Annotated in this window: 15 protein-coding genes; 7 read left to right on the top strand and 8 right to left on the bottom strand. The window is 67.8% G+C overall.

Annotation, left to right across the window (positions count from 1 at the left end; translation table 11 throughout):
• Positions 1–165 precede the first annotated feature (165 nt).
• The 4 genes from NQ204_RS14495 to NQ204_RS14480 form a co-directional block, all read right to left on the bottom strand.
• Positions 166–600: an NfeD family protein gene (locus NQ204_RS14495; RefSeq protein ID WP_256644237.1), complete on the bottom strand. Its 435-nt coding sequence runs from the start codon at positions 598–600 to the stop codon at positions 166–168.
• Between the two features lies 1 nt (position 601).
• Positions 602–1,561: an SPFH domain-containing protein gene (locus NQ204_RS14490; RefSeq protein WP_116863915.1), complete on the bottom strand. Its 960-nt coding sequence runs from the start codon at positions 1,559–1,561 to the stop codon at positions 602–604.
• Between the two features lie 87 nt (positions 1,562–1,648).
• Positions 1,649–2,392: a FadR/GntR family transcriptional regulator gene (locus NQ204_RS14485; protein ID WP_108769676.1), complete on the bottom strand. Its 744-nt coding sequence runs from the start codon at positions 2,390–2,392 to the stop codon at positions 1,649–1,651.
• Between the two features lie 102 nt (positions 2,393–2,494).
• On the bottom strand, positions 2,495–5,386 hold the full coding sequence (locus tag NQ204_RS14480; protein WP_256644236.1) for a TonB-dependent receptor: 2,892 nt from the start codon (positions 5,384–5,386) through the stop codon (positions 2,495–2,497).
• Between the two features lie 240 nt (positions 5,387–5,626).
• Between NQ204_RS14480 and NQ204_RS14475 the strand changes: the two genes are divergently transcribed.
• Genes NQ204_RS14475 through NQ204_RS14455 form a run of 5 tightly spaced genes read left to right on the top strand, consistent with a single transcriptional unit; the run spans position 5,627 to position 12,597 of the window.
• Positions 5,627–7,066 carry a polysaccharide lyase 6 family protein gene (locus NQ204_RS14475; protein ID WP_256644235.1) on the top strand — a complete coding sequence of 480 codons (1,440 nt, stop codon included), beginning with the start codon at positions 5,627–5,629 and terminating at the stop codon, positions 7,064–7,066.
• Positions 7,063–9,291, top strand: a complete 2,229-nt coding sequence (locus NQ204_RS14470; RefSeq protein ID WP_256644234.1) for an oligoalginate lyase — start codon at positions 7,063–7,065, stop codon at positions 9,289–9,291. The genes NQ204_RS14475 and NQ204_RS14470 overlap by 4 nt, the downstream gene beginning before the upstream one ends.
• The gene (locus NQ204_RS14465; protein WP_200753364.1) at positions 9,288–10,592 is read left to right on the top strand and encodes an MFS transporter; all 1,305 of its coding nucleotides are present in this window, start codon (positions 9,288–9,290) and stop codon (positions 10,590–10,592) included. Before NQ204_RS14470 ends, NQ204_RS14465 begins: the two co-directional genes overlap by 4 nt.
• Before the next feature lie 46 nt (positions 10,593–10,638).
• The gene (locus tag NQ204_RS14460; protein WP_256644233.1) at positions 10,639–11,391 is read left to right on the top strand and encodes an SDR family NAD(P)-dependent oxidoreductase; all 753 of its coding nucleotides are present in this window, start codon (positions 10,639–10,641) and stop codon (positions 11,389–11,391) included.
• 18 nt (positions 11,392–11,409) lie between these two features.
• On the top strand, positions 11,410–12,597 hold the full coding sequence (locus NQ204_RS14455) for a GDSL-type esterase/lipase family protein (RefSeq protein ID WP_256644232.1): 1,188 nt from the start codon (positions 11,410–11,412) through the stop codon (positions 12,595–12,597).
• 131 nt (positions 12,598–12,728) lie between these two features.
• On the opposite strand, the gene NQ204_RS14450 is transcribed toward NQ204_RS14455, so the two are convergent.
• The 4 genes from NQ204_RS14450 to nudE are packed head-to-tail and all read right to left on the bottom strand — an operon-like array spanning position 12,729 to position 15,263.
• Positions 12,729–13,055: a YnfA family protein gene (locus NQ204_RS14450; protein ID WP_079222853.1), complete on the bottom strand. Its 327-nt coding sequence runs from the start codon at positions 13,053–13,055 to the stop codon at positions 12,729–12,731.
• Positions 13,052–13,885, bottom strand: a complete 834-nt coding sequence (gene mazG / locus NQ204_RS14445) for a nucleoside triphosphate pyrophosphohydrolase (protein ID WP_256644231.1) — start codon at positions 13,883–13,885, stop codon at positions 13,052–13,054. The genes NQ204_RS14450 and mazG overlap by 4 nt, the downstream gene beginning before the upstream one ends.
• 14 nt (positions 13,886–13,899) lie before the next feature.
• A complete protein-coding gene (gene cysQ, locus NQ204_RS14440) occupies positions 13,900–14,703 on the bottom strand; it encodes a 3'(2'),5'-bisphosphate nucleotidase CysQ (protein ID WP_256644230.1) in 804 nt (267 codons plus the stop codon).
• Entirely contained in the window at positions 14,700–15,263 is a 564-nt protein-coding gene (nudE, locus tag NQ204_RS14435) for an ADP compounds hydrolase NudE (protein WP_108769684.1), read from the bottom strand. The genes cysQ and nudE overlap by 4 nt, the downstream gene beginning before the upstream one ends.
• A gap of 77 nt (positions 15,264–15,340) precedes the next feature.
• Here nudE and bioA point away from each other — a divergent pair, with 77 nt between their 5' ends.
• Both bioA and NQ204_RS14425 read left to right on the top strand, forming a co-directional pair.
• Positions 15,341–16,732, top strand: coding sequence for an adenosylmethionine--8-amino-7-oxononanoate transaminase (bioA, locus tag NQ204_RS14430; protein ID WP_256644229.1), 1,392 nt, complete (start codon positions 15,341–15,343; stop codon positions 16,730–16,732).
• Positions 16,723–17,460 (top strand): 16S rRNA (uracil(1498)-N(3))-methyltransferase, encoded by a 738-nt coding sequence (locus NQ204_RS14425; RefSeq protein WP_256644228.1) that lies wholly within the window; start codon positions 16,723–16,725, stop codon positions 17,458–17,460. The genes bioA and NQ204_RS14425 overlap by 10 nt, the downstream gene beginning before the upstream one ends.
• Positions 17,461–17,557: the final 97 nt, after the last annotated feature.

Raw genomic sequence — 17,557 nt, 5'->3', positions numbered from 1 at the left:
GGGGGGGGGGGGGTGGGGGGGGGGGGGGGGGGGGGGGCGGGGGCGGGCGGCGCCGCCGCCGGTTTTTTTGTTTGGGGGCCCCCCCCCCCCCCCCCCCCCCCCCCGACCCAAACACATGAATCATCCGCGACAACCCACGAGGGGCTGCGCTGTTGGCTGGAAATCCTACGCCGCAGCCTCGACCAGCAGCACGCTGCCCTGCACCGCCACCACCCTCACCCGCGCACCCGCCGGCAGGTCGGGCCCGCTCACCTGCCACGACGCATCATCGATGCTGACCCTGCCCTGCCCGTCGATGATCGCCTGCGGCAACGCCACCACCCGGCCGACCAGCTGCTCGGCGCGGCGGTTCAGCAGCGGCTTGTCGCTTGCCCGCGCATGCGGCTTGCCCCAGCGCCGGTAGCACTGGATCGACAGCACGCTCAGCACCACGAACGCGACCACCTGCCACAGCAGCGGGATATCGGCGAACACCGCCACCAGCACGAACACCGCGGCGGCACCGATGCCGATCCACAGCATGAACGCGCCCGGTGCCAGCGCCTCGGCGGCGAACAGCAGCAACGCCAGCGCTCCCCACGCGACGACTTCCCAGCGCATGTCAGCCTCCGAACGGCGGCGGGCCCTTACGGGCCGGCTTGGATTCCTGGTTGGCCAGGGCCTGCTTGGCCAGTTCGGCGACACCGGCGATCGAGCCGATCACGCCACTGGCTTCCATCGGCATCAGCACCAGTTTCTGGTTCGGCGAGCTCGCCAGTTCCTTGAAGGCCTCGACGTACTTCTGCGCGACGAAATAGTTGATCGCCTGCACATCGCCTTCGGCGATCGCCGCAGAGACCACCTGGGTGGCCTTCGCTTCGGCCTCGGCCAGGCGTTCGCGGGCCTCGGCGTCGCGGAAGGCGGCTTCGCGGCGGCCTTCGGCTTCCAGCACGGTGGCCTGCTTCTCACCTTCGGCGCGCAGGATCTCCGACTGCCGCGAACCTTCCGCTTCCAGGATCTGCGCGCGCTTCTCGCGCTCGGCCTTCATCTGCCGCGCCATTGCATCGAGCAGGTCGCGCGGCGGCTGGATGTCGCGGATCTCGATGCGGTTGACCTTCACGCCCCACGGGTTGGTGGCATGGTCGACCACGCTCAGCAGCTTGGCGTTGATCACCTCGCGCTGGCTGAGCGATTCATCCAGGTCCATCGAGCCGATCACGGTACGGATGTTGGTCTGCACCAGGGCGATCATCGCCACTTCCAGCACCGCCACCTCGTAGGCGGCCTTGGCCGCGTCCAGCACCTGGAAGAACACCACGCCATCGACGCGCACCGCGGCGTTGTCCTTGGTGATCACTTCCTGGCCCGGCACGTCCAGCACCTGCTCCATCATGTTCACCTTGCGCCCCACCCCGTACACGATGGGGATGAGGAAATGCAGGCCGGGCGACATGGTGTGGGTGTAGCGGCCGAAGCGCTCCACGGTCCATTCGTAGCCCTGCGGCACCATGCGCACGGCCTTGAACAGGATGATGACGGCCACCACGGCCAGCACCAGGGTGAAAAACACGGTCGGGAACATCACGCTTTCCTTTCCTCAGACGTCCAGCGGCCAGCATAGCGCGCGCACGCTGCTGCAGTGCGGCAGCGCAGCCGGCAGTGGTACGGCTCAGATCCGGGTCGTGGCCAGGAAGCGCTCGCGGTCCTGCTGGGTGCGCCGGCGGATTTCTTCCAGCGCCTGGCTTTCGGTCGCTTCCAGCATCGCCTCGAACAGGCGCTGGAAGTGGTAGCGCATGGCATTGCGCGCGGCCACCGGGTCGCGGCTGCGCAGCGCCTCGAAGATCGCCATGTGCTCGTCGGCGCGGCTGGCACCGTCGTCGTGGCAGACCCGCGCGTAGACCTCGGCCACCCGCGGCAGGTCGCTGCGCATGCGCCAGATCTGCTGGATGAAGTACTCCACCACCGGATTGCCGGACAGGCGGGCGATGGTCAGGTGGAAGCGGCGGTCGAAGTCGCCGGCCTCCTCATCGGTCAGGTCGCGGCGGCACAGGGCCTGGGCCAGCACCTGCAGTTCGGCGATGCCGGCCTCGTCGATGTTGCTGGCGGCCAGCGCCGCGGCCTCGGCCTCGAACACCGCGCGGGCGGCGGTCAGGTCGAACGCGCTGACATCGGGCAGGCCACCGGAGGCCTGCGTCGGGCGTGGCTTGACATACACACCCGAGCCAATGCGGATGGCGATCCAGCCCTGGGCTTCCAGGGCGATCTCGGCTTCACGCACGGTCACCCGGCTGACGCCGAATCGTTCGGCCAGCTCACGCTCGCCCGGCAGGCGCGAGCCCGGCGGGAATTCGCCGTCCTCGATCAGCTTGCGGAGCTTGGCGGCGATGGTCTGGTAGAGGCGGTTGGCGGACATGCGGCTGACCCTTGGCGGTTCCCTCCGGGCCCGTCCCGGGCCACCGTGCGCGGTGCGGGTCCGGATGGAGCGACGGCGCGACCACTGGCCGCGCCGCCCTGTTCAGAACTTGTATCGTACACCGAAATACGCACGCCGCCCGTAGGTCACCACTTCACGGAAATTGCCGTAAAGCGGCTGGTACGCCACGCGCGGTTCGTTGGTCAGGTTCATCAGCTCCAGCGACAGCGACAACTGCTTGTTGACCTTGTAACGCATGCGCAGGTCGACGCTGGTGTTGTCGTCGTAGTAGCGGTTCTGCTGCGCGGTGTTGCCGGTGAAGTCCTGGTAGTAGTGCGAGCGGAACTTGCCGATGGCCTGGATGTTGAAGCGGCCCACGTCCCAGTAGATCGAACCGGACAGCACGTGCCGCGAGAAACCGCTGAGACCGGCCGGCGGCACGATGGCCGGGATGACGGTGCCATCGGCGGCAAGCTGCTCGCCCAGTCGCGAATCCTGGGTCTCGTAGTCGGCGTCGGCGTAGTTGTAGCTGAGCTTGAAGCCCAGCCCATCGAACGGCTTGGGCAGGTAGGACAGGCGATGGGTGACGCTCAGCTCCAGGCCGGTCAGGGTGCTGTCATCGTCGGTGGTCACCTGCTGGCGCACCGGCACGGTCACGGTCTGCCCGTTGATGGTGTAGGTCTCCGGCACCAGCGCGGTGGCGGTGCCGCCGTTGAACTGCTTCCAGTACACCGCACCAGCCAGCAGGGTGTCCGGGTTCGGGTACCACTCCAGCGACAGGTCGCCGTTCCAGGACATCAGCGGCTGCGCGGCCGGGTTGCCGCTGGCACTGATGTCGTCCAGCGCGTCAGCCAGGTTGCCGTAGGTGGCATCGCTGCTGACATTGATGGTGCGGCCGGCACCCAGCGCCGCGATGTCCGGGCGCGACATGGCGCGATAGGCACCGACGCGCAGCAGCGCGTCCGGACGCAGTTCGAAGGCCGCGTTCAGGCTGGGCAGCAGCTTGTCATTGCCGGCCTTGAACACCTGGGTGGTGTAGTTGCCGGTCGGCTGCAGGCGGATCGTGCCATCGCCGTTGTCCTCGATCCGCAGGTCGGTGCGCACGCCCTCCGAACGCACATCGGTCTTGACCCAGCGCAGGCCGACGTTGCCGGTCACCGGCAGCCCGAACAGGCTGCTGCTGAACTCGCCCAGCAGGTACAGCGCGCGCGTCGTCTCGGTGATGTCGACGTTGTTGGGATCCTGGAAATCCGGATCCAGGCCGCTGTCGAGGCTGCCACGGAAGGACTGGTACAGGCAGTTGGGATCGAAGTAGGCCCACGAAGAGATCGTGTTGCCGCTGGCGGCATCCATGAAATCGCTCTGCGGGAACGGCGCGCGGCAGGCCTGGTTGGCGGCGATGATCTTTGCCTTGTCGGCGGCGACGCGCTGGTCGTAGTCGGTCACCAGGGTGTTGTCGCGCAGGCGGTAGTCGGCCTGGCTGGCGCGCACGCCGCCCTTGATGCGCGTGAAGAAGCCCGACTCCGGCATGAAGCTGGCGTCGAAGCGGCCGGCCTTGATCCTGTGGTCGTTCTCGGTCGCGCTGGAGGTGACGCGGGCCGCCCCGGAGTACGCATCCCAGTTCTGCACGTCGAAGTTCGGCGCCAGGGCCACGCTCGGCACTTCGCCATGCCAGTCCCAGTCATAGTCGACATAACCGGTGGCGCCGCTGCTGATGCCCGGCACGACGGCATTGTTGATGTCGCGCTGGTTGGCCCGCAGGCGGGTCATTCGCTCGCTGTCCAGGCGGTTGGTATGCGAGTAGGACAGATCGGTGGACAGTTCCCAGGCCGGGCTCGGCCGCACGATCAGGTTCAGGCCGCCACCGGTGTACTCCTCGCCGCGCCAGTAGCGGTTGGAGGTGGAGTCGATCGAGGTGCTGCCATGCAGGTGGCGGACGATGCCATTCTCGTCCACCTCGCGCTGGGTGATGCCGCGACGCGCGTTGGACAGGCTCAGGTCGCTGCGGTTTTCATACCAGTTGCGCTGGGTATGCTCGAAGTCGACGTTCACTTCGACCACATCGTTGGGCCGCCACTGCACCGCGGCGAACTCGCTCTGGCGGTCGTTGCGTTCCTGCTTCAGGCGGTAGATGCGGCTGCTCGGCACCAGGTAGTACGGCGCACCGTTGGCGATGGCCTGCGCGCCGACTTCGGAACAGTTGGCATTGGCCGCGTTCTGGTTGCCATCGCAGGCGTACCAGGTGGAACCGCTGGTGATGCTCTCTTCCGGGTCAGTGCCGTCCAAGCGCTGGAAGCCCAGCGAGATACCCAGCTTCTGGCCGTCGCCGAACTCGAACTGGTCGATGTAGCTGGCGGTGCCGCGGTAGCCGATGCCATCGTCATCGCGGTACTTCTTGTCATACTCGGCCCAGCTGCCGCGCAGGTCGAACTGCACCGAGCGCTTGCCGTATTCCAGCGGTTTCACCGTCTCCAGGCCGATGGTGCCGGCCACGCCGCCTTCGATGATGTCGGCGCGCTGGGTCTTGTAGATGGCCACCGTATTGATCAGCTCGGCCGGGAACATGTTGAAGTTCACCGAGCGGTCGCCGCTGCCGTTGGTGATCTCGCGGCCATTGAAATTGGTGCTGCTGAGGAAGGCGCCGAGGCCGCGGATGGAAATCTCCGAGGCACCGGTCTTGTCGCGGGTCGAGGCGGCGCCGGTCAGCGTTTCGATCGCATCGGCCAGCGACGGTGCCGGCAGGTCGCCGATGTCGTCGGCCGAGAGCACGTCGGCGATGACCGTATCGTCGCGCTTCTTGTTGATCGAACTCTGCATCGATTCGCGGATGCCGGTGACCTGCACCTGGTCCAGCGTGGTGGCGTCCTGCCCGGCACTGCCGGTGGTGGACTGCGCCTGCGCCAGCGGAGCGGCGGCAAGCGCGGCAAGCAAGGCCACGACGAGGGGCGTGGGTGACAGCGTGATGGTGCGTACAGCTCCGGCAGATTGCCGCATGGTTTCCTCCTCCCAAAGGATCGCCTGGTTGGCAGGCGTGGACGCAGCTTCGACATGCGGACCTACAAATGTCAACCAACTGGACTGGATTTTTCTTAATACCTTTGTTTCATACCACTTGGCCGTCATTAAATGTGCTGATGCAGCATGACTTTGCGCGAAAGCTGGCTTACAACAGGCCCCGCAAGTGGTATGCACACCCACCCGAAACGACGGCCCGGCCGTCCCTGGAAGGACTTCATGCGCACCGAATCGACTTCGTACCGCCCTTCCAACAGGCTTCCCGGATCATTCCTTGCAACTGGTCTGGCAATCTGCCTGACCACTTCACCGGCACAGGCCGCCAGCTGGCTGGTGCACGATGCCGCCGAGTTCACCACCGCCGCGGCCGCCCTGCAGCCAGGCGACGAAATCGTGCTGGCCGACGGCACCTGGGCCGACACCCGCCTGCTGCTGAAGGGTCAGGGCACCGAGGCCGCGCCGATCACCCTGCGCGCGCAGACCCCGGGCAAGGTGATCCTCAGCGGGCGCTCGGACCTGCGCCTGGCCGGCAGCTACCTGCAGGTCTCCAACCTGGTGTTCCGCAACGGCTATGCGCCGGGCGACGCGGTGGTGGCCTTCCGCGAATCGAGCAAGGCGGTGGCCAGCCACAGCCGGGTGACCGGCCTGGTCATCGACGACTACACCAACCCCGATGCCAGCGACCAGGACTATTGGGTGTCGCTGTACGGCAGCCACAACCGCCTCGACCACAGCCAGCTGCGCGGCAAGACCAATGCCGGGCCGACCGTGGTGGTGGTGCGCGATGCCACCCAGGGCCTGGACAACCAGCACCGCATCGACCACAACTGGTTCGGGCCGCGCCCGCTGCTCGGCGTCAACGGCGGCGAAACGATCCGCGTCGGCACCAGCGATACCTCGCTGAGCGATTCCAACAGCACCGTGGAAAACAACTGGTTCGAAGGCTGCGACGGCGAGACCGAGATCGTCTCCAACAAGTCCGGTGGCAACACCTACCGCGGCAACGTCTTCTATCGCTCGGCCGGCGCGCTGACCCTGCGCCACGGCAACGGCAACCGGGTGCTCGACAACGTCTTCCTCGGCGACGACAAGGCCGGCACCGGCGGCGTGCGCATCATCAACACCGACCAGACCGTCAGCAACAACTACTTCGAGCGCCTGGCCGGTTCCAGCAACCGCTCGGCGCTGGCGATCATGGACGCGCAGGCCGATCCGCCGCTGTCCGGCTATGCGCCGGTGGTCAACGCCACCATCAGCCGCAACACGTTCGTGGATGTGGCGAAGATCAGCTTCGGCGTGGGCCACGACGCTGCCAAGGGCATCGACGTGGCCGCCAGCAACAGCCGCTTCAGCGCCAACCTGATCGTCAACCGCACCAGCAAGAACCCGCCCACCGCCGCCAGTTCGCTGGCCGGCATCGCCTTCAGCGGCAACGTGCAGTCGCCGCAGGCAAGCACCGTGTTCCCCAGCGGCGTCGAAAGCCGCAGCGTGACCCTGCAGCAGGCCGCCAGCGGCCTGTGGACGCCCACCCCTGCCCTGCCCGCCACCGGTGCCGATCCGGCGCTGGCGATGACCGCGCGCGAGGCCACGGGGGTGGACTGGTATCCCAAGGTGGGCGAGGTTGCCCTGTCCCGCACCAGCACCGGAGTTGATCGATGAGGTTGCAGCCGCTATTCGTTTCCTTGGCCCTGGCCGTCCCCTTTGCCCTGCTGCCGGCCGCGCCGCTGCTGGCGGCCCCGGCCGCCACCGCGCGCCAGGCCGACACCGCACCCGTGCTGGTGACCGCCGCACAGTGGCAGCGGATGGCCAGCGAAGGCAGCCGCTACCCGTGGTTCGCCAAGGAGCAGGCGCGCACCGAGGCGTCGCTGAAGAAGATGATGAAGGCCGGCATCGACGTGCCGGTACCCAAGGACAAGGGCGGCGGTCGCACCCATGAACAGCACAAGCGCAACTACCAGGCGCTGCTGGCGGCCGGCACGCTGTACCGGCTGACCGGCGACAAGGCCTATGTTGATTACTCGCGCGACATGCTGCTGCAGTACGCCAAGCTCTACCCGACGCTGGGCCCGCACCCGGAAGGCCGCGGACAGATTCCCGGCCGCGTGTTCTGGCAGGTGCTGAACGATTCGGTGTGGCTGGTCAACGCCATCCAGGGCTACGACGCGATCCGCGACGCGTTGTCCGCGCAGGACCGGCAGATCATCGATTCGAAGCTGTTCCGGCCGATGGCCGAATTCCTGATCAGCGAGCCGAAGAACTACGACCAGATCCACAACCATGCGACCTGGGCGGTGGCCGCGACCGGCATGACCGGCTACGTGCTGCGTGACCAGGAGCTGGTGGAGAAATCCCTGCGCGGCAGCCAGAACGACGACAAATTCGGCTTCCTGCGGCAGATCGACCTGCTGTTCTCCCCCGATGGATATTACGAGGAAGGGCCGTATTACCAGCGCTATGCGCTGGCGCCGTTCCTGCTGTTCGCCAACGCCATCGAACGCAACGAGCCGCAGCGGAAGATCTTCGCGCGCCGCGACGGCGTGCTGCTGAAGGCCGTGGATGTGCTGGTGCAGACCAGCTACGACGGCCTGTTCTTCCCGATCAACGATGCGATCCTCGACAAGGGCATCGACACCGAGGAGCTGGTGGCCGGCATCGGCATCGCCTATGCACGCACCGGTGATGACCACCTGCTGTCGGTCGCCCAGCAGCAGAAACGCCTGCTGCTCTCGCCCGAAGGCCTGCAGGTGGCGCAGGCGCTGGCGGCCAACAAGGCCAAACCCTTCGATTACAAGCCCATGCTGCTGCGCGACGGCCCCGACGGCGACCGCGGCGGCCTGGCGATCCTGCGCATGAACGGCGAGGACGGCCAGGCGCTGGTGCAGAAAGACACCATGCAGGGCATGGGCCACGGCCACTTCGACAAGCTCAACTGGCTGTTCTACGACAACGGCAAGGCCGTGGTGACCGACTACGGCGCGGCGCGCTTCCTCAACGTGGAAGCCAAGCGCGGCGGCATCTACCTCGCCGAGAACCGCAGCTGGGCCAAGCAGACCGTGGCCCACAACACCCTGGTAGTGGACGAGCAGAGCCACTTCAAGGGCGACTGGAAGCGCGGCGAGGAGCATGCGCCGCAGGTGCGTTTCTTCCAGGCCGACACCGATACCCAGATCGCCTCGGCGACCATGCGCGACGCCTACCCCGGCGTGGTGTTCACCCGCACCCAGGCGCTGCTGCGCCACCCCGAACTGGGCCTGCCGGTGGTGCTGGACCTGCTGCAGGTGCACGGTGACAACGCCGCGCGCTACGACCTGCCGCTGCATTTCAACGGCCACATCGTCACCACCGGTTTCGAGGCCGAGCACTTCACCAGCCAGCGCCCGGTGCTGGGCAAGGACAACGGCTACCAGCACCTGTGGCTGGACGCGCGCAGCAAGCCCGGCAGCGAGCCGCGCACGCTGGCCTGGCTGCTGGATGGCCGCTTCTACACCTATCGCTTCGGCAGCAGCGCACCTGCGCAGGCAATGCTGGTGGAAAGCGGTGCCAACGATCCCGAATTCAACCTGCGCCGCGAGCCGGCCCTGCTGCAGCGCGTGGAAGGCCAGAAGGACGTGACCTTCTTCAGCGTGCTGGAGCCGCATGGCGAGTACAACGGCACCGCCGAGTACGTGCACGGCGCCGACAGCCGCATCAAGAACATCGTGCGCACCCGCGGCAACGATGCCGAGGTGATCGAGCTGCGCCTGGCCAGCGGTGCACGCATCGCCCTGGGTGTGGCCGATGACAGCGCCGCCAAGGGCGAGCACAGCGTGACCGTCGATGGCTACGCCTACCGCTGGAGCGGCAGCCACGCGCGCATGGACCGCAGCAAGGGTGACGCGAAGTGAACGGCCCTGCAGTGGTGAGCCAACTGCGCAAGGTACCGGTGCGCTCGGCCGTGCGCTGGCTGATCGTCGGCCTGATCGCCGTGGCCACGGTCATCAACTACATCGACCGCAATGCACTGGCGGTGATGTGGCCGGAAATCGCCAAGGAAGTGGGCGCGACCAAGGATGACTACGCGCTGCTGGTGACCGTGTTCATGCTGTTCTACGCCGCCGGGCAGTTCCTGTTCGGCCGCCTGTTCGACATGATCGGCACGCGCTTGGGCTTTGCCCTGTCGATCAGCGTGTGGTCGATCTCCATCGCCCTGCATTCGGTCACCCATTCGATGCTGTCCTTCAGCCTGGTGCGGGCGATGCTCGGCATCAGTGAGGCCGGTGCCTGGCCGGGCGCGGTGAAGGCCAATGCCGAGTGGTTCCCGGCGCGCGAACGCGCACTCGCGCAGGGCGTGTTCAACGCCGGCGCGTCGATCGGCGCAATCGTGTCCGCACCGGCCATCGCCGGCCTGTACCTGTGGCTGGGCTGGCGCGGCACCTTCGTGCTGGTCGGTGCCATCGGCTTCCTGTGGCTGCTGCCGTGGTTGTTCGTCTACCGCGCCGGCCCGGACAAGCACCCGTGGGTGAGCGACGCCGAACGCCGCCTGATCATGGAAGACCAGGCCGGGCAGCAGGATGCCGCCGCGCCGAAGGTGAGCGTGCGCTCGCTGCTGGCCCACCGGCAGAGCTGGGGCATGCTCGCCTGCCGCTTCCTGCTGGACCCGATCTGGTGGCTTTTCGTGTCCTGGCTGCCGATCTACCTGGCCGAGACCTTCGGCTTCGACATCAAGCAGATCGGCCTGTTCGCCTGGGTGCCGTTCGTGGGCGCGATGCTCGGCAGCCTCAGCGGCGGCTGGCTGTCCGGACGCCTGATCCGTGCCGGGCAGAGCGTTGACCGCGCACGCAAGCTGTCCATCACCCTGGGCTGCGTGATCATGGCCCCTGCCCTGCTGGGCGCGGTGCTGGCCAATCAGCCGTTGTTCGCAGTGCTGGCGATTGCCGCGGTGCTGTTCGGTTTCCAGGTCGCCATCGGCAACATCCAGACCCTTCCGGGTGATCTGTTCGATGGCCGCTCGGTCGGCACCCTCGCCGGCCTCGGTGGCCTGGCTGCGGTGGCCGGCACGCTGATCACCACCTGGCTGGTGCCGGTGCTGACCCGCCATTCCTACGCTCCGATTTTCATCCTCGTCGCCGCGCTGGTGCCGCTGTCGCTGGCCGCGCTGTGGTGGTGGACCGGACCGATCCACAAGCTTGACCGCCGTGGCGGCTGAGCACGCATTTCCCTTTCATTCCCCCGCAAACCAAGGAGTTTCCCGCATGTCGTTCCAGGACAAGGTGGCCATCGTCACCGGTGGTGGCCGTGATATCGGCCGAGCCGTCTCGATCAAGCTGGCCGCTGCCGGCGCACGCGTCTGCATCAACTACGCCAACGATGAGGCCAGCGCCAACGAAACGCTGGCGCAGATCCAGGCCGCCGGTGGCCAGGCCATCGTGCACCGCGCCGACGTCACCGATGCCGCGGCCGTGGCCGGCCTCGTTGCCGCGACCCAGGCAGCGTTCGGTGATCGCATCGATCTGCTGGTGAACGTGGCCGGCGGCATGGTGCAGCGTCGCCCGCTGGCCGAGATCGACCCGGCGTTCTTCCACACGGTGATGGACCTCAACCTGACCTCGACCTACCTGACCACCCACGCGGTGGTGCCGCACATGGGCGAAGGCGCGGCCATCGTCAATTTCGCTTCGCAGGCCGGCCGCGATGGTGGTGGCCCGGGCGCGTCGATCTACGCCACCGCCAAGGCCGCAGTGATGACCTTCACCCGCGCCATGGCCAAGGAACTGGGTCCGAAGGGCATCCGCGTGAACGCGCTGTGCTGCGGCATGATCGCCACCCGCTTCCATGACGAATTCACCAAGCCGGAAGTGCGCGCCGCCGTTGCCGGCAACACCCCGCTGCGCCGGCAGGGCAAGCCGGACGAAGCCGCCGATGCGGCGGTGTTCCTGGCCTCCGATGCAGCGGCGTTCATCACCGGTGCGAACCTGGACGTCAACGGCGGCACCTACTTCTCCTGACCTGAGCGGACACCTGCCATGCAGCGCTGGATCACCCTGCTTTCGCTGGCCATCGGCGCTGCCGTGGCCGCCCCCGTCGCCCAGGCCGCTCCGGTCTGGGTGACCGCCTGGACCGCTTCACCGGCACCGGACCGCAAGGACGGGAAGCCGGAGGCACCGGTACAGTTCGCCGCGCAGACCGTGCGCCAGGACATCCGGGTCGGCAGCCGTGGCGAGGCGTTGCGCCTGCGCATCAGCAACGAGCTGGGCGATGCACCGCTGCATGTGGAAGACATCCGCGTGCGCCTGAAGGATGGCAGGGCTGCGGCGCTGCCGGTCACCGTCGATGGCCGCCGTGCCATCGACGTACCGGTGGGTGCCGCGCTGCTGAGTGATCCGGTGGTACTGCCGGTGGCGGCATTGCAGGAGATCAGCGTGACCGCGTACTTCCCGCAGCCGACCCGGCCGGCGGTGCGGCGTACCGTGGTGCGCGTGGTCGATGGCAGGCAGGAGGCGGTAGCCGACACGGTGCGCGTCAGCTACCAGCAGAATGTGTTTTCGGCGCTGATGGTGCAGCGTGAGCAGCGGCCGTCGGTCATTGTTGCGTTGGGTGATTCGATCACCGAAGGCGCGACCGCCACGCGCGGTTCGTTCAACCAGTGGCCGGAGCGGCTGGCGCAGCGCCTGCAGCAGGCCTGCCCGGACCGCTTCGTGGTGCTCAACCAGGGCATCAGCGGCAACAAGGTGCTGGACCATGGCCGCAGCCACAGTGCGCTGTCACGCCTGGACCGCGACGCGATCGCGGTGGCCGACGCCGACCAGGTGATCCTGTTCGAAGGCATCAATGACATCCGCCACGGCGGCGGTGCGCAGCCGCTGCCCGGGCGCAACGCACCGGACATGCTGCTGGGTTACCAGCAGGTGGCCGCGCGCCTGCACGCGCATGGCATCCGCGCCTACCTCGGCACGCTGACGCCGTTCGGCGGCTCCGAGCGCTACGAGCCGGTCTCGGCCACCACCCGCGCCTCGATCAACCAGTGGGCGCGCGGCAAGGACAGCGGCTTCGATGGCGTGGTCGATTTCGATGCGGCGCTGCGCGACCCGAAGCAGCCGGAATCGCTGCCGGCCAACATCACCCGCGATCACCTGCATCCGAACGACGAAGGCTACCGGCGCATGGCCGAAGCCATCGACCTGAAGATGCTGGGGTGCGAGGCCCCGCGGTAGAACGCTTCCTGTAGAGCCGAGCCGTGCTCGGCTGCCTCTGCCAAAAACAGTCGAGCATGGCTCGACTCTACAGAAGATCAAAAACAGTCGAGCATGGCTCGGCTCTACAGAAGATCAACAGCCGCCGGGCATCATACCGGCTGGCGCGGCCCGAACATGATCACGGCCATGCCGGCCAGGCACAGGGCGGCGCCCAGCAGATCCCAGCGGCTGGGACGGATGCCATCGACCAGCCACAGCCAGAACAACGCAGTGCCGATGTAGACGCCACCGTAGGCGGCATACACGCGGCCGCTGGCGGTGGGGTGCAGGGTCAGCAGCCAGGCGAACAGGGCCAAGCTTGCCGCGGCCGGCAGCAGCAGCCAGACGCTGCCGCCCTTGCGCAGCCACAGCCACGGCAGGTAGCAGCCCACGATCTCGGCCAGCGCAGTCAGCAGGAACAGGGCAAGGGTCTTCACGCCTTCTCCGCAGCCTTGGCGTGCTGCCACAGTGCTTCCTGTGCATCCAGGTCCAGCGCGGCCAGGCGTTCGCCCTGCGCGTCCGCCTGCGCTTCCATGGCGCGGAAGCGGCGTTCGAACTTGTGGTTGGCACCACGCAGCGCCGCGCCCAGGTCGATATCGGCATGACGGGCCAGGTTGGCACAGACGAACAGCAGGTCACCCAGTTCTTCCTGAAGCCGCGCCTTGTTGCCGGCGATGTCGCCACGCTCGAATTCCTCGCGCAGCTCCTGCAGTTCTTCGGCCGCCTTGTCCAGCACCGGCAGTGGGCCGGGCCAGTCGAAGCCGACCTTGGCCGCGCGCGACTGCAGCTTCACCGCACGCTGCCATTCGGGCAGCCCGCGGGAGATGCCCGCCAGCGCCGACGTGTCCGGGTCGCCCTTGGCGGCGCGCTCGGCGCGCTTGATCGCATCCCAGTTGCGCATCACGCCATCGGCGTCGTCCACGCTGACATCGGCGAACACATGCGGATGCCGGCGCTGCATCTTGTCACTGATCGCACGGGCCACATCGGCGAAGGCGAATGACCCCTGCTCTTCCGCCATGCGCGCATGGAACACGACCTGCAGCAGCAGGTCGCCGAGTTCGTCGCACAGGTCATCCAGGTCGCCGCGGTCGATCGCATCGGCGACCTCGTAGGCCTCTTCGATGGTGTACGGGGCGATGGTGGCGAAGGTCTGCTCAAGATCCCAGGGGCAGCCCCCCTGCGGATCGCGCAGGCGCGCCATGATCGCCAGCAGGCGCTCCAGTTCGGTGCTGGCGGCACTGCCGGCGGTGGGGGTATCGCTCATGCGGGCTCCAAGGGTCAGTCGGACAGCCAATCACGCCACGGCAGGCGGGTATCGCCAAGGGCGATGAAATCACCGTTCAGCAGCGTGGTACGGCGGTTGTAGCGGAACGGCTTGCCGGTGCTGGCCGACAGCACCGCGCCACCTGCGGCGTGCAGTATGCACTGACCCGCTGCGGTGTCCCATTCGGAGGTCGGGCCTAGCCGCGGGTACACATCCAGCCCGCCTTCGGCAATGCGGCAGAATTTCAGCGAAGAGCCCTGCGCCACCGTTTCGATGTCGCCCATGCGTTCGAGCAGGGCAATGGTTTCCGGCGAGCGGTGCGAGCGGCTGGCCGCCACCCGCAGCGGTGCGGTGGCAGGCGTGCGGGTACGCAGCACGCTGTCGTGCAGGCCCTGGCGGCGGTAGGCCAGCTCGCCACGCATGGCGTGCCAGACGATGCCGGTCACCGGTGCCTGGACCACGCCGAAGGCCGGCGCGCCCTGGTAGATCAGCGCGATGTTGACGCTGAACTCACCGTTACGCTTGACGAATTCGCGGGTGCCATCCAGCGGGTCGACCAGCCAGTAGGCGCCCCAGTGCTGGCGCTGTTCCCACGGCACCAGCGCCGATTCCTCGGAGAGGATCGGCAGGTCGGGGGTCAGCTGGCGCAGGCCCTGCTGAATGACCCGGTCGGCGGCGAGATCGGCGGCGGTCACCGGGCTGTCGTCGGCTTTCAGGGTGACGTCGAAACCATCGCTGTAGACCTGCATGATCGCCTGCCCCGCTTGCTGGGCGATCGCGATCGTGGTCTCGCGCAGCTCGGTGGTCAGCTTGATCATCGGCGCCCCTGCAGCCACTGACGCGCGATGAACAACGCGGCCAGCGAGCGCCCTTCCGAGAAGTCCTCGCGCAGCATCAGCTGGTCCAGCTCGGCCAGCTTCCACGGCACCACTTCCAGCTCTTCCGGCTCGTCGCCGGCCAGCTTTTCCGGGTACAGGTCGCGCGCCACAACCAGCCACGACTGGTGGCTCATGTAGGTCGGCGCCAGGGTCATCGCGCGCAGCACGTCGACCTGGCGCGCGCCGTAGCCGGCCTCTTCCTTCAGTTCGCGGTCGGCAGCCTGTTCAGGCGTTTCACCGGCATCGATGCGGCCCTTGACCAGGCCCAGCTCGTAGCGGTGCACGCCGGCGGCGTATTCACGCACCAGCAGCACGGTCTCCTCGTCCAGCATCGGCACCACCACCACGGCACCATGGCCACGGCTGACCAGGCGCTCGAAACGCCGGTGTTCCCCGTTGGAGAACTCCAGGTCCAGGTGCTGGCGCTGGAAAGGGCCGTTCTCCTCGTCGGTGATCCGGTGGATGATCGGCAGGCGACGGCCGCTGCGGTCGTCGTTCATGCGGAATCTCCGCGGCGGCCGGCGCGTGCGCCGGGGCCGATAGAATGTGCAGGCAGCAACATGTTCATGAGCCCGAAATGCTAGCAGACCCAACCCCCTCCCCGCTGGCCCGGCAGTGGCAGCAACGCGATCTGCAGGTGCTGTGGCACCCGTGCACGCAGATGCGCGAGCATCCGGACACCCTGCCGCTGGTGCCGATCGCGCGTGGCCAGGGCGCCTGGCTGATCGACCACGACGGCAACCGCTATCTGGACGCGGTCAGCAGCTGGTGGACGAATCTGTTCGGTCATGCCGAGCCGCGCATCGGCGCGGCCATCGCCGCCCAGGCCGGGCAGCTGGAACAGGTGATGCTGGCCGGATTCAGCCATGAGCCGGCAATCACCCTGGCCGAACGCCTGCTGACGCTGGCACCGCGCCAGCCCGGTCGCGCGCCGCTGGCCAAGGTGTTCTACGCCGACAATGGCTCGGCCGGGGTGGAAGTGGCGCTGAAGATGGCCTTCCAGTACTTCCAGAACCGCGGCGAGACCCGGCGCACGCGCTTCATCGCGCTGGAGAACGGCTACCACGGCGAGACCCTGGGCGCGCTGGCGCTGGGCGACATCCCGCTGTACCGCCGCGTGTACGCGCCGCTGCTGGCCGAGGGCCTGTTCGCGCCCTCCCCCGATGCCTACCTGGCCGAACCGGGGCAAAGCGCGGCCGACCGTGCGCGACAGGCCGCCGATGGGCTGGCGACCCTGTTCGACCAGCACCCCGGCGAAATCTGCGCGGTGATCCTGGAACCGCGCCTGCAGTGCGCAGGCGGCATGCGCATGCATGACCCGGTGTACCTGCAGCGCGTGCGCGAGCTGTGCGATGCGCACGGCGCGTTCATGATCGCCGACGAGATCGCCACCGGCTTCGGCCGCACCGGCACGATGTTCGCCTGCGAACAGGCCGGGGTGATGCCCGACCTGATGTGCCTGTCCAAGGGCCTGACCGGCGGCTTCCTGCCGCTGGCCGCGGTGCTGGCTACGCAGGCGCTGTACGACGCCTTCCTCGACGATTCGCGCGAGCGCGCGTTCCTGCATTCGCACAGCTACACCGGCAACCCGCTGGCGTGTGCGGCGGCCCTGGCCACGCTGGACATCTTCCGCGACGAGGACGTGATCGCGCGCAACCGTGGCACCGCCGCGGTGATGGGCACGCTGGCCGCACCCTTCGCCGACCATGCGCACGTGGCCGACGTGCGCCAGGCCGGCATGGTGGTGGCCTTCGAGCTGTCGCGCGACGGCAACCGGCGCACCCCGTTCAACCCGGCGCTGCGGCTTGGCCTGCACGCCTACAAGGCCGCGCTGAAGCGCGGCGTGGTACTGCGCCCGCTGGGCGACGTGCTGTACTGGATGCCACCTTACAGCGTGGATGACGAACAACTGGAGCTGCTGGCACATACCACGCTGGCAGCCATCGACGAGGCGATTGCATGCGCGTGACCCGCTGCCCCATCGACCTGGCGCTGCACAGCGGCCAGACCGTGACCCTGCCGGAAGAGACGGCCAACCACCTGGTGCGGGTGATGCGCCTGCGCGAAGGCGATACCTGCGTGCTGTTCAACGGCGATGGCCACGACTACAGCGCGACGCTGACCGTTGCCGGCAAGCGCGAAGTGCAGGTACGCATCGACGCGGTGCAGGCGGTGGACAACGAATCGCCGCTGGCCATCACCCTGCTGCAGGGCATTGCGCGTGGCGAGAAGATGGACCTGATCCTGCAGAAAGCCACCGAACTGGGCGTGAGCGCCATCGTGCCGGTCAACGCCGAGCGCACCGAGGTGAAGCTGGACGCGGCGCGTGCCGAGAAGCGCGTGGCGCACTGGAACAACGTGGTGACGTCGGCCTGCGGGCAGTCCGGGCGCGCGCGCATTCCACAGGTGGGTCCGCCGCTGTCGCTGGTGCAGGCATCAGCCGCGCTGCCGGCCGATACGCTGCGGCTGACCCTGGACCCGCTGGGCGCACACCGGCTGTCGACGCTGGAAGCTGCGCCGGCGGGTGGCATCGTGATTGCGATCGGTCCGGAAGGTGGCTGGTCGCCGCGTGACCGTGACCAGCTCGCCACCGCAGGCTTCCAGGGCCTGCAGCTGGGGCCGCGCATCCTGCGCACGGAAACCGCCGGTCTGGCCGCGATCGCGGCGCTGCAGGCGCGGTTGGGGGATCTGGGGTAAGGCGAAGGATCACCGTGACCGCTGCGCTCGCCGTGCATGGCCCGGCGCTACCGTCCGCAATCACCCGGCGCAGCCTGGTAGCGCCGGGCCATGCCCG

Source organism: Stenotrophomonas testudinis (assembly GCF_024499815.1).
In the GTDB taxonomy this organism is placed as follows: domain Bacteria; phylum Pseudomonadota; class Gammaproteobacteria; order Xanthomonadales; family Xanthomonadaceae; genus Stenotrophomonas.
Note: the sequence above shows the minus strand (reverse complement) of the source record. Positions and strands in the feature narration are given on the sequence as shown.

Coding starts and splice junctions, on each gene's coding strand:
- NQ204_RS14495 (WP_256644237.1), bottom strand. CDS start 600: ATGCGCTGGGAAGTCGTCGCGTGGGGAGCGCTGGCGTTGCTGCTGTTC.
- NQ204_RS14490 (WP_116863915.1), bottom strand. CDS start 1,561: ATGTTCCCGACCGTGTTTTTCACCCTGGTGCTGGCCGTGGTGGCCGTC.
- NQ204_RS14485 (WP_108769676.1), bottom strand. CDS start 2,392: ATGTCCGCCAACCGCCTCTACCAGACCATCGCCGCCAAGCTCCGCAAG.
- NQ204_RS14480 (WP_256644236.1), bottom strand. CDS start 5,386: ATGCGGCAATCTGCCGGAGCTGTACGCACCATCACGCTGTCACCCACG.
- NQ204_RS14475 (WP_256644235.1), top strand. CDS start 5,627: ATGCGCACCGAATCGACTTCGTACCGCCCTTCCAACAGGCTTCCCGGA.
- NQ204_RS14470 (WP_256644234.1), top strand. CDS start 7,063: ATGAGGTTGCAGCCGCTATTCGTTTCCTTGGCCCTGGCCGTCCCCTTT.
- NQ204_RS14460 (WP_256644233.1), top strand. CDS start 10,639: ATGTCGTTCCAGGACAAGGTGGCCATCGTCACCGGTGGTGGCCGTGAT.
- NQ204_RS14455 (WP_256644232.1), top strand. CDS start 11,410: ATGCAGCGCTGGATCACCCTGCTTTCGCTGGCCATCGGCGCTGCCGTG.
- mazG (WP_256644231.1), bottom strand. CDS start 13,885: ATGAGCGATACCCCCACCGCCGGCAGTGCCGCCAGCACCGAACTGGAG.
- cysQ (WP_256644230.1), bottom strand. CDS start 14,703: ATGATCAAGCTGACCACCGAGCTGCGCGAGACCACGATCGCGATCGCC.
- nudE (WP_108769684.1), bottom strand. CDS start 15,263: ATGAACGACGACCGCAGCGGCCGTCGCCTGCCGATCATCCACCGGATC.
- bioA (WP_256644229.1), top strand. CDS start 15,341: ATGCTAGCAGACCCAACCCCCTCCCCGCTGGCCCGGCAGTGGCAGCAA.
- NQ204_RS14425 (WP_256644228.1), top strand. CDS start 16,723: ATGCGCGTGACCCGCTGCCCCATCGACCTGGCGCTGCACAGCGGCCAG.